11 protein-coding genes and 1 pseudogene are annotated in these 14,947 nt (G+C 75.9%); 4 read left to right on the plus strand and 8 right to left on the minus strand.

The genetic code is table 11. The features are described 5' to 3' along the window. The 5 genes and pseudogenes from DEF28_RS21095 to cobC form a co-directional block, all read right to left on the minus strand. A pseudogene (locus tag DEF28_RS21095) lies at positions 1–707 on the minus strand (hypothetical protein); the annotation flags it as partial. Beyond that, positions 704–2,596 (minus strand): dynamin family protein, encoded by a 1,893-nt coding sequence (locus DEF28_RS21100; RefSeq protein ID WP_114400206.1) that lies wholly within the window; start codon positions 2,594–2,596, stop codon positions 704–706. The pseudogene DEF28_RS21095 and the gene DEF28_RS21100, both read right to left, overlap by 4 nt. Before the next feature lie 32 nt (positions 2,597–2,628). After that, on the minus strand, positions 2,629–3,960 hold the full coding sequence (gene cobA, locus DEF28_RS21105) for a uroporphyrinogen-III C-methyltransferase (RefSeq protein WP_114400204.1): 1,332 nt from the start codon (positions 3,958–3,960) through the stop codon (positions 2,629–2,631). Positions 3,961–4,487: 527 nt separating this feature from the next. Beyond that, the gene (gene cobT, locus DEF28_RS21110) at positions 4,488–6,944 is read right to left on the minus strand and encodes a nicotinate-nucleotide--dimethylbenzimidazole phosphoribosyltransferase (RefSeq protein ID WP_114400203.1); all 2,457 of its coding nucleotides are present in this window, start codon (positions 6,942–6,944) and stop codon (positions 4,488–4,490) included. 223 nt (positions 6,945–7,167) lie between these two features. Beyond that, complete coding sequence (gene cobC, locus DEF28_RS21115) at positions 7,168–8,193, minus strand: Rv2231c family pyridoxal phosphate-dependent protein CobC (RefSeq protein WP_233515451.1); 1,026 nt, start codon at positions 8,191–8,193, stop codon at positions 7,168–7,170. 232 nt (positions 8,194–8,425) lie between these two features. On the opposite strand from cobC, the gene DEF28_RS21120 reads away from it, so the two are divergent. Continuing rightward, complete coding sequence (locus tag DEF28_RS21120) at positions 8,426–9,022, plus strand: Uma2 family endonuclease (protein WP_158562890.1); 597 nt, start codon at positions 8,426–8,428, stop codon at positions 9,020–9,022. A gap of 63 nt (positions 9,023–9,085) precedes the next feature. Here DEF28_RS21120 and DEF28_RS21125 read toward each other — a convergent pair whose 3' ends face one another. Beyond that, entirely contained in the window at positions 9,086–9,718 is a 633-nt protein-coding gene (locus DEF28_RS21125; RefSeq protein WP_114433312.1) for a hypothetical protein, read from the minus strand. Between the two features lie 183 nt (positions 9,719–9,901). Between DEF28_RS21125 and cobJ the strand changes: the two genes are divergently transcribed. Then, positions 9,902–11,635, plus strand: coding sequence for a precorrin-3B C(17)-methyltransferase (cobJ, locus tag DEF28_RS21130; RefSeq protein ID WP_114433313.1), 1,734 nt, complete (start codon positions 9,902–9,904; stop codon positions 11,633–11,635). A 316-nt stretch (positions 11,636–11,951) separates the two neighbouring features. Here the strand turns inward: cobJ and DEF28_RS21135 are convergent, their stop codons facing one another. Beyond that, the gene (locus DEF28_RS21135) at positions 11,952–12,752 is read right to left on the minus strand and encodes a S1 family peptidase (protein ID WP_114400686.1); all 801 of its coding nucleotides are present in this window, start codon (positions 12,750–12,752) and stop codon (positions 11,952–11,954) included. A gap of 282 nt (positions 12,753–13,034) precedes the next feature. Then, positions 13,035–13,838: a S1 family peptidase gene (locus DEF28_RS21140; RefSeq protein WP_114400685.1), complete on the minus strand. Its 804-nt coding sequence runs from the start codon at positions 13,836–13,838 to the stop codon at positions 13,035–13,037. Between the two features lie 249 nt (positions 13,839–14,087). On the opposite strand from DEF28_RS21140, the gene DEF28_RS21145 reads away from it, so the two are divergent. Both DEF28_RS21145 and DEF28_RS21150 read left to right on the plus strand, forming a co-directional pair. Next, positions 14,088–14,318: a 4Fe-4S dicluster domain-containing protein gene (locus DEF28_RS21145; RefSeq protein ID WP_233515452.1), complete on the plus strand. Its 231-nt coding sequence runs from the start codon at positions 14,088–14,090 to the stop codon at positions 14,316–14,318. Next, positions 14,315–14,932, plus strand: a complete 618-nt coding sequence (locus tag DEF28_RS21150) for a precorrin-8X methylmutase (protein ID WP_114433314.1) — start codon at positions 14,315–14,317, stop codon at positions 14,930–14,932. Before DEF28_RS21145 ends, DEF28_RS21150 begins: the two co-directional genes overlap by 4 nt. The last annotated feature ends 15 nt before the right edge of the window (positions 14,933–14,947 follow it).

The following is a 14,947-nucleotide window of genomic DNA, read 5'->3' on the forward strand; positions in this document are numbered from 1 at the left end:
GGGTCGCGGGGAGCCGGCTCCGGACCGGTGGTGTCGCCGTCCGGGCGGAGGGGGTCGAGGGCGTCACCGCCGCTCGGCCCGTCGGCCGCCCAGGCGGTCCCGCCATGCGGGGTGGGCCGCAGCCATCCGGCCTCCGGCGGGTCCGTCCGGGGCGGCGTGCCCGGCCGCGCCCCGGCCGACGGGTCGGCTCCGGAGTGCGGCGCCGGGGACTCCCCGGGCCGCTGGCCGGCGGCGGTCTCCGAGCCGGCGGCCGCCGCGCCACCGTGCCGGCCCGCGGCGTGCGTCTCGCTGGCGCGGTCCACGGCTCGGCGGAGGAAGGGGAAGGGGTCGGACTCGGGGTCCAGCAGGTCGCCCGGTTCCGCGGCGGCCCGTCCCGGGGCGGCCTGGTCGTACACGCGGCCGTACCACTCGACGTCGACGCCGGCGGAGGCGTCCGGGTCACGGGACAGCCAGGCCGGGGTCGGTTCGAGTGGCCGGTCAGTGCCCGGGTCGGCGGACCGCCCCTCCTTATCGGCGGTGTCGGGGGCGGCCTCGCCGCCGACCGCGGACCGGGCCGCCCGCCGGGCGTCGCCGTCCTCGGCGGCGGTTGCGTCGCCGGTGGCCGGATCAGGGGCCTGGCCTTTCGCGGCGGGTTCCACGGTCTCCCCCTGGTTCTCCGCCACCTCCAATTCGTCGTCGGAGCGAGCGGAGTTCCGGTGAGTGGTCATCGCGCAATCTCAAGGTTGTTCGTCGCTTGATGGAGCTGGGCGGCGTCATCGTCACCGGGGATGCGCGCGGCGGCCAACGCGTCGGCGAAGCGCCGCTGCTCCCCCTCGAAGAGCGCACTGATGCGGTCGTGGAGGTCCTGGCGCGCCGTCGCCCCGATGTTGCGCAGGGACTCGGCGCCGAAGACGGCTTTGAGCAAGCGCTGCGGCGCGGCGCTGTCGCCTCCCGAGACCGCCACCTCAGAGGTTCCGAACCCTAGCAGGCCGATGATGAGGACGAGTGCGAACGCCTCTTCGTCATAGGTCACGAAGCGGGCGACCGAGCGCTTGGTGACGCCGTCGGAGGCGATGAGCCCCACCACCCGGCGCTGCCACTCGGCGACGGCGGCGCGCGCCTGGCGCGGCAGGTCCTCGGGCAGCGTGGTGAGCCCGTGCGACTCGGCGAGCTCCCGCGCGCCCGGGATCTCGCCCCAGCGCTCCACGGCGTCCTCGGCGGCGCGCTCGGCGGTGGAGACGACGAGCGCCTCCACGGCGTCGCGGATCGCCTTCTCCAGGGCCTGCGCCCGCGACCCCATCCCCTCGGGCTTCGCCTTGCGCCTGCCGCGGACCCGCAGCGAGCGGCCGAGTTCGCCGCTGGCGGCGACGTCCTGCCAGCGGGCGAGCACCTTGCCGCGCAGCAGCGAGCCGTTGCGGGTGGCCTCGTCGATGTCGGCGAGCCCGGCCGAGTACGCGCGCTCCGCGGCGGCGGCCAGCGTTCTGGCCGCCTCGGCCTGCACCTCGACCTGCCGGGCGAGCTCGGGGACGCGGGTGCGGAAGCTGTCCAGCACGCCCACGAACGTGCGCCGCGAGACGAGGTCGCGCTTGGCGAGGTCGCCGGCGACGTCCGCGAGGTAGGAGCGGATCTGGTCGGCGGTGTTGGCGGTGAACCGGCCGCCGGCGATCTGGTCGGTCTCGGGGATCGTGAACCGCGCCGCGTGGCCGAGGCCGTTGGCGGCGAGCATGGCGCCGAAGTGGGCGGTCAGCTGCTCCCGCCCCCGGCGCGGGACCCGGGAGAGCACGACGGCCAGCGAGGTGTCGCGGTCGCGCGCCACCTGGAGGAACTCCCAGACCCGGGCGTCGGCGTAGCGCCGGCTGGTGGTGACGAACACCCAGAGGTCGGCGGCGTCGAGGAACTTGGCGGCGAACTCGTGGTGCGCCGAGACGGCCGAGTCGACGTCGGGGGTGTCGAGCAGGGCGACGCCCTCCGGCATGCACTCGCTGGCGGCCAGCACCAGCATCCCGTCCTTGCCGGGCATGGCGAGCCCCTCCTGGCGCACGCGCGGCAGGCTGGGCAGGAAGGCCGCCTCGCTGAACCAGTGGACGTCGGCGGGGTTGCAGGCGAGGACCGGGCTGTTGGTGGTCGGCCGCCGCACGCCCGTGGTAGTGACCTGCTCGCCGACCAGGCTGTTGACCAGCGTGGACTTGCCGGCGCCCGTGGACCCGGCGACGGCGATGAGCAGCGGCGTGTCGGCGTTGCGCACCCGCGGCAGGAGGTAGTCGTTGAGCTGGTCGAGGACGTCGGCGCGCGCGGTCTCGCCCTCGCTCGCACCGGGGAGCCCGGGGGCGAACTCGATACCCCGGACCCGGGTGCGCATCTCCTCCAGGCGGCGTTCCAGCTGCGCGTCGCTGGCCACCGGGCCCCGGTGCTTGGCGCGGCTGCGGGCTCCCACCGGCCGGGGCGCGGCGGGGGGTGCGTCCGGGAGGGCGGCCGACCGGCCGGCGGGCTCGGGCTGCCTCCTCGACGCCGGAGGCGCCTCGACCGCGGGCGCGGCGACCTCGGGGGGCTCAGTGGCGTTGTCCGATGTGGATCCGACCTGCTCCGTCGTCGCTGGCACAGCAGGCGGCCGAGTCATGGCGGTACCGCCCTTCTCGTCGGTCTTCGCGGTCACGGAACCCGATTCCCTCTGGAGGCCGTATCACTCGTGGTCGCGGCCGTGGTCGCCGCGGAACGGTCGGCCGGAAGCGCCGGGAAGGCGTCGTACCGACCCTCGTGCAGTATGTCAAGGTCCCGGGCCACGGCGACCACTTCTCCGATCACCACGACGGCCGGAGGCCGGACGCCGGCCTCGGCCACCGCCCGGTGCACGGTCTCCAGCGTCGCGGTGACCGTCCGCTGGGTGGGCAGCGTGGCCTCCTGGACGACGGCGACCGGGGTGTCGGGCGCCTTCCCGCCGTCGATCAGGGCCCGGGCGATGCGGTCGATGCGCTCCACGCCCATGAGCGCGACGATGGTGCCGCGGGAGCGGGCCAGCGCGGCCCAGTCGACGGTCGAGCGCTCATCGCCGGGGGCGACGTGCGCCGAGACGATGTGCACGTCCTGCGCCACGCCGCGGTGGGTGGCCGGGATGCCGGCGGCGGCGGGGCCGGCCAGCGCGCTGGTCACGCCGGGGACGACGGTGACCGGGACGCCGGCCGCGGCGCAGGCCGCGATCTCCTCCGCGCCGCGCCCGAACACGAACGAGTCGCCCCCCTTGAGGCGGACGACGAACCGGCCGGCCCGCGCGCGCTCGACGAGGACCCGGTTGATCTCCTCCTGGGTCATCGACCGCCCGTAGGGGATCTTGGCGGCGTCCACGATCTCGACGTCGGCGGGCAGCTGGTCGAGCAGCGACGCGGGGGCGAGGCGGTCGACGACGACCACGTCGGCCTGGGACAGTAACTGGCGCCCGCGCACGGTGATGAGCCCCGGGTCACCGGGGCCGCCGCCCACCAGGGCGACGCCGCGGAGCGGCTCCCGGCCCCGCCGGGCGTCCAGCGCCCCCTCGGCCAGGCCGCTGGTGATGGCGTCGCGCAGGCCGGCCGCCCGGCGCGGATCGCCGTCGGCGAGCACGCCCACGGTGACCCCCGCGGCGCTGCCGCTGGCCGGGGTCCAGGCGGCGGAGGCGTGCCGGTCGTCGGCCCGCACGCACCAGATCCGCGCGTCCTCGGCCTCCTCGGCGACCGCCGCGTTGACGTCGGGCCGGTCGGTGGCGGCGTGCACGAGCCAGAAGTCGCCGAGTTCACCGGAGCGCACGTCCCCGGCACGGTAACCGCGGCGGCGCCAGGTGAGGCGGCCGGCCGCGGCGAGGTCGTCGAGGGCGGCGGTGATCTCGGGCGCCACCAGGGTGACGCGCGCGCCCGCGTCGAGGAGAACGGGCACCCTCCGCTGGGCGACCCGACCACCCCCGACGACCAGGACGTCGCGTCCCTCCAGGCGCAACCCAAGAAGATACGTCACCGAGACAGCCCTCCCGATCCCGAATGTGACTGTGCGTCGGGGCCCGCTGGCGCTCCGCCGCACACCGGCGCCCGCCGTCGTCGCCGGGCCGGCTTGGCGTGTGGTGCTCCCGAGGGTACGCGTCCACGCCGCCCGGTTCGCGGCGGCATGATCAACAGCGTGCGGGTTCCGTCATTGCCCCAAAAAATACCGTGTGAAACGGGGGGCGCGGCTACGGGACGGCGGATTATCGCGTGTCTTGTGCCATGGGTCACCCGTGTCCGAAACGCGCCGGGGCGGGTCGGCGGACCCTTCATCAGCCGAGGCCGCGCCGCCGCCGAGGCCGGGTGGACCGGCGGGTGGCCGCGGTCGGGACCGGCCGAGAGGGCGCGACCGCGGCCCCGGGAAGCGGCGTGCGGGCACGTCCGGGGCGGTGCGCTAACGCTTTGGTCACGCTTGGGCGCGGACGGCGAGCACCGCGTGATCCGCGGAGCGCCGCGGCCACCGGATCGGGGGCGGCGGGCGGCGGCCCGCGGCCCCCGGACCGGTCACTTCCGCTCGCTCACGCCCGCGCCGTCGAACGTGGCGACCTCGCGCAGCGCCCGCACCGCGCCCTGGAGCAGCGGCACCGCGAGCAGCGCGCCCGAGCCCTCGCCGAGCCGGAGTTCGAGGTCGACCAGCGGGCGCAGCTCCAGGTGCTCTAGGACCGCCGCGTGCCCGGGCTCGCTGGACCGGTGGCCGGCCACGCAGGCGCTCATCGACTCCGGGGCGATCGCCGCGGCGGCCAGGGCGGCGGCGCCGGCGATCACACCGTCCAGCACCACGGGGACCCGCAGCGCGGCGCCGCCGAGGATGAACCCGGTGAGCGCCGCGTGCTCCAGCCCGCCCAGCGCGGCGAGCGTCCCGACCGGGTCGGCCGGGTCGACGGGGTTGGCCCGCAGTGCCTGGCGCACGACCTCGATCTTGTGCTCGTGCATGGCGTCGTCGACGCCGGTGCCCCTGCCGGTCACCTCGGCCGGCTCCCGGCCGGTGAAGGCCGCGACGAGCGCGGCGGAGGGGGTCGTGTTGGCGATCCCCATGTCGCCGGTCACCAGGCACCGGTTCCCGGCGGCGACGAGGTCGCGCGCGACCTCGATCCCGGCCTCGATCGCGTACCCGACCTGGGTGCGGGACATGGCGGGCCCGCGGGTGAAGTCGGCCGTCCCGCGCGCGATCTTGCGCGGCAGCAGCCCGGGCACGGTGGGGAGGTCGTCGACGACGCCGACGTCGACCACCGTGACCTCCGCCCCGACCTGGTTGGCGAAGGCGTTGACGACCGCGCCGCCGGACAGGAAGTTGCGCACCATCTGGCCGGTGACCTCCTGCGGCCACGGGGTGACGCCCTGGGCGTGCACGCCGTGGTCGCCCGCGAAGACGGCGACGGCCGCGGGTTCGGGAAGCGGCGGCGGCGCCTCGCCTGCCAGGCCGGCCAGCTGCGCCGCGATGTCCTCCAGCACGCCGAGCGCGCCCGGCGGGGTGGTCATGCGCGACTGGCGCTCCCGGGCCTCGCCGAGCGCCCGCTGGTTCAGCGGCCTGATCGCCGAGACCGTCTCCTCCAGCAGGCTGGTCGGGTCCTCGCCCGGCAGCCCGCGGCGGCCGTACTGGTCGCGGTGCACCGCCCAGGACAGCGGGCGCCGCTGGGCCCATCCGCCGAGCGAGAGTTCCGGCTCGGTCGGGAACTCGTCGACGTAGCCGACGCACAGGTAGGCGACGACCTCCAGGTGCGGCGGCAGGTCGAGCGCGCGGGCGAGGTCGCGTTCGGCGAAGAAGCTGACCCAGCCCACGCCGAGCCCCTCGGCGCGCGCCGCGAGCCACATGTTCTCCACGGCGAGCGCGGCCGAGTAGCCGGCGGTCTGCGGCTGGGCGTGCCGGCCGAGCGTGTGCCGGCCGCCCCGGGTCGGGTCGACGGTGACCACCACGTTGACCGGGGTGTCGAGGATCGCCTCGACCTTCAGCCCCGAGAACGCGCGGGCGCGTGCGCCCGGCAGTGCGCGGCCGTACTCCTCGCGCTCGCGCTGGACGAGCCGCTGCACACTCGCCCGGAGCTTCTCATCGTGGATGACGACGAAGTCCCAGGGCTGGGAGAAGCCCACGGACGGGGCCTGGTGGGCGGCGGAGAGCACCCGGGTCAGGACCTCGTCGGGCACCGGGTCGGCACGGAACCCGACACGGACGTCGCGGCGGTCCTGGATCGCCCGGTAGACGGCGGTGCGGGCCGCTTCGGAGTAGGCGTGCCGGCCGGCGGCCGGTGTCTCGGGACCCGCGGGCGCGGGCGGGGCCACCGCGGGCGGGGGCGCAGCGGTCTCGGGCTCGTCGGACTCGGGAAGCGGAGCGGCGGCGTGTGCGTTCACGGTCGAGGAATCGCCCTGTGGCTCGGGTGCGGATGGTCCTGGCGCGGCGGGGGCCGTGGCGTCCGCCGCTCTGAGCCGGGCCGGCGGCGCGGCGCTCGGCTCCGGCGGACGTCTGGTGCCGGCCGGGCCGGCGCCGCGGTCCTGGCCCGCGCCCCGGAACGGGATGACGTTGGGTTCCGCACCGGTGTCGGCGTCGGCCTCCGGAGCCTGCGGTGCGGCCTCCGTCCGGCCGGCGGCCGGGGCGGCGGCCGGGGCCGCGGACGCCGGGGCGTCGTCGGCGGCGGGTCCGGCGATGTCCGGTTCGGGTCGGGCGGCCTCGGTGCGCAGTGGCGGCGTCGGGGGGCTGCCGGCCGAGGGCTCCGCCAGCACGTCGCCGACGTCGGCCTCGGCTCTGCCGCGGACGGGGTGCACCGTCGTCCCGTGGAAAGGGTTGCGGCGCGCCGGCTCGGTTGGCGGGTAGAGGGAGCCGGCGCCGCGCCCCTGCTCGGGAAGGTCGTCGAGGAGGCCGCCCAGGGGCGGGGCGGCCTGCGCGGCGGGCGGGTCCCGGCGCACGGCGGCCCAGCGTCCGGTGTCGTCGGTGCGGTCGGCGTCGGGAGTGGTGTCGTCAGCGGTCATGGCATACCTCCGGGGTCGCGGAGCGTGGTCGGCGGGTGCGGCGGGGCCGGGTCCCGGCGGAGATCACGTGCGCGTCCGGCCGGGGCACGGCGGGAGGCGCGGCCGCGTGTGGTCGCGTTCGGCCGGGTTCCGGCACGTCTCCCCCTCGTCGTCGGGGTCGTCCGCCAGCGCCGGCGCGGGGAGCGCGGCGGGGGCGGGCGGCGACCGATGTCCTCACCATGACTCAGAGCAACTCTGCCAGAGTTCGCGTCATCTGGGAGTTGGTCTCGAAGTCTCGTACGGCCGTGCGGAGCCAGTCGGCTCCCAGGCCGGGGAAGGTGTCACCTCGGCGGACGGCGATCCCGCGGGCGCGCAGCTCGGTGCGGAGCCGCTGCGCGCCGGGGACCCGTACGAGCAGGAACGATGCCGCCGCGTTGGGGGTGACCCGCAGGCCCAGGCCGGACAGGGCGGCGGCGAACGCGGCGCGTTCACGGGACAGCCCGCGCGCCCACGCGTCGGCCTCGGCCACGGCCCGCGGTGTCGAGCACTCCCGGGTCGCCACGAGGGCCGGCGTGGACACCGACCAGAGCGGTTGCGCGTCGGCGAGCGCGCGGACGAGGCCGGGGGCGGCGAGCAGGTAGCCGGCGCGCAGACCGGCGAGGCCCCATGTCTTGGTCAGGCTGCGGACCACCACGAGCCCGGGGAGGTCGGCGCGGGAGCTGAGGGACTCCGGTTCGCCGGGGACGCAGTCCGCGAACGCCTCGTCCACGACGAGCACCCGACCGGGGCGGGCCAGCGCGGCGAGCGTCGCCGCCGGGTGCAGGACCGAGGTGGGGTTGGTGGGGTTGCCGACCATCACGAGGTCGGCGTCGGCGGGAACGGCGGCGGGGTCGAGCACGAAGTCCGGCGGCAGCACCACGCGCTCGACCGGGTGCCCGGCGGCCCGCAGGGCTGCCTCGGGTTCGGTGAACTGCGGGTGCACGACCACCGCCCGGCGGGGCCGCAGGACGCGGGCGAGCAGCACGAACGCCTCGGCCGCTCCAGCCGTGAGCAGCACCTGGTCGGGGTCGCGCCGGTGCCGGGCCGCCACGGCGGCGCGTGCCGGTCCGGGGTCGGGGTAGGCGGCGAGGTCGCCGAGGGCGGCGGCGATCCGCTCGGCGAGCCACCTCGGCGGTGTACCGGCGCGCACGTTGACCGCGAAGTCCACCAGCCCGGGGGCGACCTCGGTGTCACCGTGGTGCCGCAGGTCGATGTCGGGCTCCGGTGCCACCAGGTGCTCCTCTGGTCAGGTGATCGCGACAAACAGCAGGAACTATACGTTTCGCCGCGAGCCGCCAGGGATCGTCGCTGGTCGGCCGTTCGTGGGGCACAGCGGACGGTGCGTCGTGGACGCTTGCGGTCATACCGGCCGGCGACCGAAGATTGTGGAGGGAGATTCGCGGAAACACCGACGCCTGACCTGGGAGGTCCCTACGATGACGGTTCGGCAGGGAGGAGCGTCGATGACCGCCGCTGTGCAAGAACGGCCCCTCCACGTGCAGTCCGAGGAACCTCGAACCGGGTTGCGTGAACTGGTCGACCATCTCGACGTCCCTAAGGGTTTTCGTACTGAGATCATCAGGGGGACGATCGTGATGTCGCCCGTGCCGTCGTTCAAACACGGCGACACCGTGCACCAGATCCAGGAGCAGGTCAGCGCGCAGCTGACGGAGGACAGGATCGCGCGGCAGATGTACGCCGTCGCGTCTCCGGACAGCGACGACTACAGCATCCCTGATCTCGTGGTGGTCCCCGAACCGGTGCGCAAGGAGGAAGGCTGGCTGGTCCCGGCCGACGCCGTCGACATGGTGGTGGAGGTCGTATCACCGAACAACCCGACAAATGACACGGTCGTCAAGCCCGAGGAGTACGCCTCCTGGGGCATCCCCCTCTACCTGCTCGTCGACCCCCGCAAGGGAACGGTGCGGCTGCACTGGGACCCCGCGAAGAACGCCTACCGCGCCCACCAGGACATCGAGTTCGGGGAGACCCTCGAACTGTCCGGCCCGCTCAAAGGCATCGAGATCGACACCTCCGATCTCCCGCGGTACAGCGACTAGCGACCCTCCCGCGACACCGGCTCCGTCAGGAGCGGCGCGGGCGGGTCGCCGCGGCCGGCCGGATCACCACCAACCGTTGGCCGATCCCAGGACTCCGACGATAACGACGAGTACCACTAGGACGCCCACCAGCACCCCGACGATCTGCATCGGCTTCCGCTCGTACCAGGGCACGATTCCCGGGTACATCTGGTGCAGCTGCTGGCCGGTCACCGGTACTCCGGGACCACTCACGGGGAGCCCGAGGTAGGCGATGAGCCGGTCGATGTCCTCGCGGGCGTAGAAATGGCCGTAGAACCGGGCGAGCACCTTGCCGCTCGCGTCCACCACGAACAGCGTCTCGAAGTTCGGGCCCCGTGGCGCGACCATGATCGCGCGCACGATCGCCGTGGCGCCCCGCCGCGACCGGCGGATGCGGTAGCAGGAACCGGTCATGATGATCTCGTCCGCCGTGACGACGGTACGGGCCACGAACAGATTCGTCCAGGCCAGGACCAGCATCACCGCGAGGAAGGGAACACCGTACGGCAGCAGCGAGGGCGCTTTGCTGACCGCTCCGAGCGAGACCAGGACGGCGGCCACGGTCGGGGCGACCAGGATGGGCCAGCGTTTGCCGGGGGCGGATTTGAGGACGAACGGCTCCGCAGGCCTGTTCCCAGCGGGGACGGCCCCGTTCACGGCCGGGTCACGTTTCATGTGCCGATTTTGCCCATAAACGACGATCCGGGCAATTTGCCAATGACTCGGGGCCCATTCCCCCAGCGGTCCCGGAACGGTCACCGTCCGTGCACCCCGTCGCCGGCCGGAACCGTCCGCCCTCGTTAGACTCGGCGCCGCGCCGACGGCCGACCGCGGCGCACCGGCGACCGAAGGGCGGGCATGGGCGGGATCGGCGTCATCGCGGTCACGGCGAGCGGCCGGGCGGCCGCGCGGCGGCTGGTGGCCGCCTGGCCGGGCGAGGCCGAGGTCGTCTCCGGCGAGCGGCCCGCCGACGCACTGCGCGCCGCGTTCACCCGGCACTCCGCCGTGGTGAGCTTCCTGGCCGTCGGGGCGACCGTGCGGGTGCTGGCGCCGCTGCTCGCCGGAAAGCACACGGATCCGCCGGTCGTCTGCGTCGACGAGTCGCTGCGCTTCGCCGTCGCGGTGCTGGGCGGCCACCATGGCGGTAACGACCTCGCCCACCGGGTCGCCGCGGTGCTCGGCTGCACGCCCGTGGTCACCACCGCCAGCGACACCGCGGCCGCCACGCCCCTCGACTCCTACGGCGCCGACCTCGGTCTCACCGTCGCCGACCCGGCACCGCTCGCCTCCGTCGGCACGGCCGTGCTCTCCGGCGACCCGGTCCGGCTGGAGGGCGCCGCGGGGTGGCCACTGCCGCCGCTGCCGGAGAACGTCGCGCCGGACGTCCCGTACCCCGCGGCCGTGATCAGGGTCACCGACCACGTCGCGGCGGCGCGGGGAGGCGTCCCTACGGTCGTGTACCGCCCGCCGTCGCTGGTCGTCGGTGTGGGATCCGCCAGGGGCGTCGCGGCCGAAGAGGTCGGCGCGGTGGTCGAGGCCGCCCTGGCCAGCGCCGGCCTCGCACGGGAGGCCGTGCGTGCGATGGCGACCCTCGACCTGAAGTCCGCCGAGCCCGGCATCCTGGCCGCGGCCGCCGAGCGCGGGTGGCCGCTGCTCAGCTACCCGGCGGCCGAGCTGGCGGCCGTGGACGTGCCCAACCCCAGTGAGGTGGTGCGCGCGGAGGTCGGCACGCCCAGCGTCGCCGAGGCCGCCGCGCTGCGGGCCGCCACCGACCTGGGGAGCGCGGCGGAACTCGTCGCCCCCAAGCGCAAGTCCGCCAACGCCACGGCGGCCGTGGCCCGGCTGCGCCCGCGCGGCCGTCTCGCCGTGGTCGGGCTCGGCCCGGGCGCCCGGGACCTCGTCCCGCCGCGTGCCCTCGACGAGCTGCGGCGGGCCTCCGTCGTCGTGGGGCTGGACCAGTACGTCGCGCAGATCCGCGACCTGCTGCGCCCCGGCACTCGGGTGCTGGCCAGCGGCCTCGGCCGCGAGGAGGAGCGGGCCCGCACCGCCGTGCGCGAGGCCCGGGCGGGGGCGGCGGTGGCGCTGGTCGGTTCCGGCGACGCCGGGGTGTACGCGATGGCGAGCCCGGCGCTCGACTTCGCCGGCTCCGACATCGACGTCATCGGTGTGCCCGGCATCACCGCGGCGGTCGCCGCCGCGAGCCTGCTCGGCGCACCGCTCGGCCACGACCACGCCTACATCTCCCTGTCCGACCTGCACACGCCGTGGGAGGCGATCGAGCGGCGGATCCGCGCCGCCGCCGAGGGCGACTTCACGGTGTGCCTGTACAACCCGCGCAGCCGCAGGCGCGACTGGCAGCTGGCCCGCGCCCTGGACCTGCTCGCCGAGCACCGGCCGCCGGAGACTCCGGTGGGCCACGTCCGCAACGCGTCGCGGGACGGGGAGCGGACCGTGCTCAGCACGCTCGCCGAGATGCGGGCCGGCGGGGCAGATGCGGTGGACATGTTCACGGTGGTGCTCGTGGGCAGCTCCGCGAGCCGTGTCGTCGGCGGCCGGTTCGTCACCCCGCGCGGGTACCGCTGGAGGGAGTAGCCGGCCGGCGTCTGGCCACGCGGTGCCACCGCGGCACACCTCGGTCCACCACCTCGCGGGCCCTGCCCGGAGCGCGCGCCGGCGCCCGGAGGCTTCCCGGAGCGCCCGGGAGAGGTCCGCGAGCCCTTCGGCCCCCTCCCCCGGAGGGAACGCGTCCTTCCGGGCGGCGTCGTCGGTCCTCGACACGCGGCTGGCAGCGCGGCGAGGCCGGCGCCCGCGGACCGGGGGCCCGCGCCGGCAGCGGTCTCGACCCGGGCCCCCGGCGCCTTGGGGCACCGGGCAGCGCGCGGGCCGGGCCGCTGCCGGGCGGCCCCGCTCAGCCCGCGACCGTCCGTTCGATCCAGTCGGCGTACACCGTGACGTCCGTCCATATCCCGGGCCCGGTGGCGCAGACGGCGTTGTCGTCACCGTCGCGGCTGGTCGCCCCGACCAGCTCCCACCGTCCGGGGCCGCCCCGGACCAGCGGACCGCCCGAGTCGCCGGAGCAGGCCTGCGCCTGCTCCGTGGGGTGCTCGACGCATAGTTCACTCCCCGCGTCGGCGTCCGTGCAGCGGTCGGCGGGGACGAGCTCGGAGTCCACCTCCTGGAGGTCCGCCGGCGGCGGGCACTCCTCGGCGTCGTCGCAGGTCATCCCCCACCCCAGGATGCGGACGGGGGTGCCCGCTCCGCCCGCCTCCGGGCCGATCGAGATCGGCTCCTGGGGGACCGGCCGGTCCAGTTTCAGCAGCGCGATGTCGGCCGCCCACGAGGAGCCGGAAGAGAAGCCGGGATGCAGGGCGATCCGGGAGACCGCCGCCTCGGTGCCGCCGGCCGTGCGGTCGTTGCTGCCCACGCGGGCGGTGATCTGCTCCGGATGCCGGAACGCCGCGCAGTGCCCGGCGGTGACCACCCACTCCGCGTCGATGAGCGCGCCGCCGCAGCCGTGCGTGCCCTGGTTGTCGCGCAGGCTCACCATGAAGGGGTACTGCTCGGTGGCGTCCTGGCCGCCGATGACGTGCAGCCGCGTGTCGGCGTGGGCGGCGGGGGCCATCGCGACGAGGAGGGCGCCGGCGCCGAGCGCGGCCGTCAGGGCGGACAGCAGGGTCCTGCCGTGCCGCTGTCTCGTAGGGGTGTCCATGATCGTGGCCTTTCCGGCCGGGAAAGCCCACACCGGTGGCGGGGTCCTCCGCCCGAGCAGGGCGGTGGTGGCGACCGCTCGCGGTCGCAGGAATGGGGGAGGCGGCCGCGGCACGGGGAGGTTCCATCCGTTCACGACCGCTCCGGAGTGGCTCCGACCTGCGCGGACACTAACACGGACGCCTCGCGGGCGCCAGGGTCGCGGCGCGCGTCCCCTCCGCGGTGGGTGCTCCGCGCGCGGGGTCGCGGCGGCCGCTGCCGGGCGGCCGCCGCGCGGCGGAGCTCAGCCCGCGACGGTGTGCCCGATCCAGTCGGTGTAGGCCGTGACGTTCGTCCAGATCCCCGGACCGGAGGCGCAGCGCGGATCGGCGTCCCCGTCGCGGCTGGTCGCCCCGACGAGCTCCCACCCGCCGGGGCCCGCCTGCAGCAGCGGGCCTCCGGAGTCGAACACGCAGGCCTGGACGTGCTCGGCCGGATGCTCGACGCACAGCTCGGTCGCGCCGTCGAGGCCGGCGCACCGGCCGGCGGGGACGATCTCGGAGTCCAGTTCCCGCAGCTCCGCCGGCAGCGCCAGGCACTCGTCGCCGGACTCGCAGGCCATCCCCCAGCCCAGCATGCGCACGGGGGAGCCCGCCCCGCCCGCCTCGCGGGCGATCGAGGCCGGCTCCTGGGGAACCGGCCGGTCGAGCCGCACCAGGGCGATGTCGACCGCCCACAAGGGGGGCGGGGTGAAGTCCGGGTGCAGGACGATCCGGGCCACCCGTGCCTCGGTCCCGCCGAGGGTGCGGTCGTTGCTGCCGACGCGCGCGGTGGACCCCTCCTTCCCGTGCGCCACGCAGTGCGCCGCGGTCAGCACCCACTCCGGGTGGATGAGCGTGCCCCCGCAGTAGTGCCGGCCCTGGTCGGTGCGCAGGCTCACCATGAACGGGTACTCCTCGGTGGCGCCCCGTCCGCCGACGATCATCGGCGCCGCCGCGGCGCCCGCCGCGGGCAGGGGCGCGACGAGGACCGCCGCCGCGAGGAGGCCCGCCAGAGCGAGGCGCTTCCGCGCGCCCTTCGCCGACCAGCGCGCAAGTTGTTCGATCATCCCGGCCTTTCCGATCATGGGCCGCCGTCCGCGGTGCGGCGTCCGGAGGGCAACGCTTCCGTCACTCCCTGTTGTAGTACTCGTCACCGTCCGTCACCGTCGCGCGACACTCGCGTCTGCCGCGCGGCCTGCGTGTTCCGGTCCCCGGCGGCCCGGCGCGGGCCCGCGTAGCGCCCGCCGGTACGCTGTTGCCGGTCCCGCCGCTGGGCCGTGGGCGGGAAGCGCCGGTCGGGAGGAGGCTCGCGGATCGTGTCCGACGCCGGCTGGACCGTGGCGCCGGTCGCCGTCACCCGGGCCTGCACCGGCTGCGGGGCGTGCCTGCTCACCTGTCCTGAGCGCGCCGTCCGGCCGCACGGCCGGCCGCTCGTGGTCCTCGCCGACCGCTGCACCGGCTGCCTGGAGTGCGTGGAGGTCTGCCCGGCGGACGCCGTCGTCGAGACGGGCCGCCCGCCGCGCCGGCCCGCGGGAGGTGCGCCGTGAACCGGCGGGTCCACCCGATCGAGGCCGAGTCCTACCGCATCCTGCGCTCCCGGATCGACCTCTCGCGGCTCACGCCCTACCGGCGCGCCGTCACCGAGCGGGTCATCCACGCCAGCGCGGACCTCGACTACGCGGCCGACCTGGTCGTCGACGAGTCCACCGCCGCCGCGGCGGCGCGCGCCCTGGCCGGCGGCGCCCCCATCGTCGCCGACGTCGCCATGGTCGCGTCCGGGATCACCGCCCGGCGTCCGGTGTGCCGGATCGCCGACCCCGCCGCCACCCGCCTCGCGGAGCGCGCCGGCATCACCCGGTCGGCGGCCGCCGTCCGGCTGGCGTTCGCCGACGTGGGGCCGGGCGCGGTGTGGGTGGTGGGCTGCGCCCCGACCGCGCTCACGGAGATCATCGCCCTCGGGGTGGATCCGCTGCTGGTGGTCGGCCTGCCCGTCGGGTTCGTCGGTGCCGCCGAGTCCAAGGCCGAGCTGCGCGCGAGCGGCCTCCCGCAGATCAGCAACGTCTCCGAGAAGGGCGGCTCCGCCGTCGCCGCCGCGGCGGTCAACGCCCTGCTGTACGCGCCGGTCCCGGCGGATCCGCCGGAGCCGCCCGGCGCCCCTTGACTCTCTCCCCGACCG

Origin of the sequence: Marinitenerispora sediminis (assembly GCF_003336425.1) — a bacterium.
GTDB classification, from domain to species: Bacteria; Actinomycetota; Actinomycetes; order Streptosporangiales; family Streptosporangiaceae; genus Marinitenerispora; species Marinitenerispora sediminis.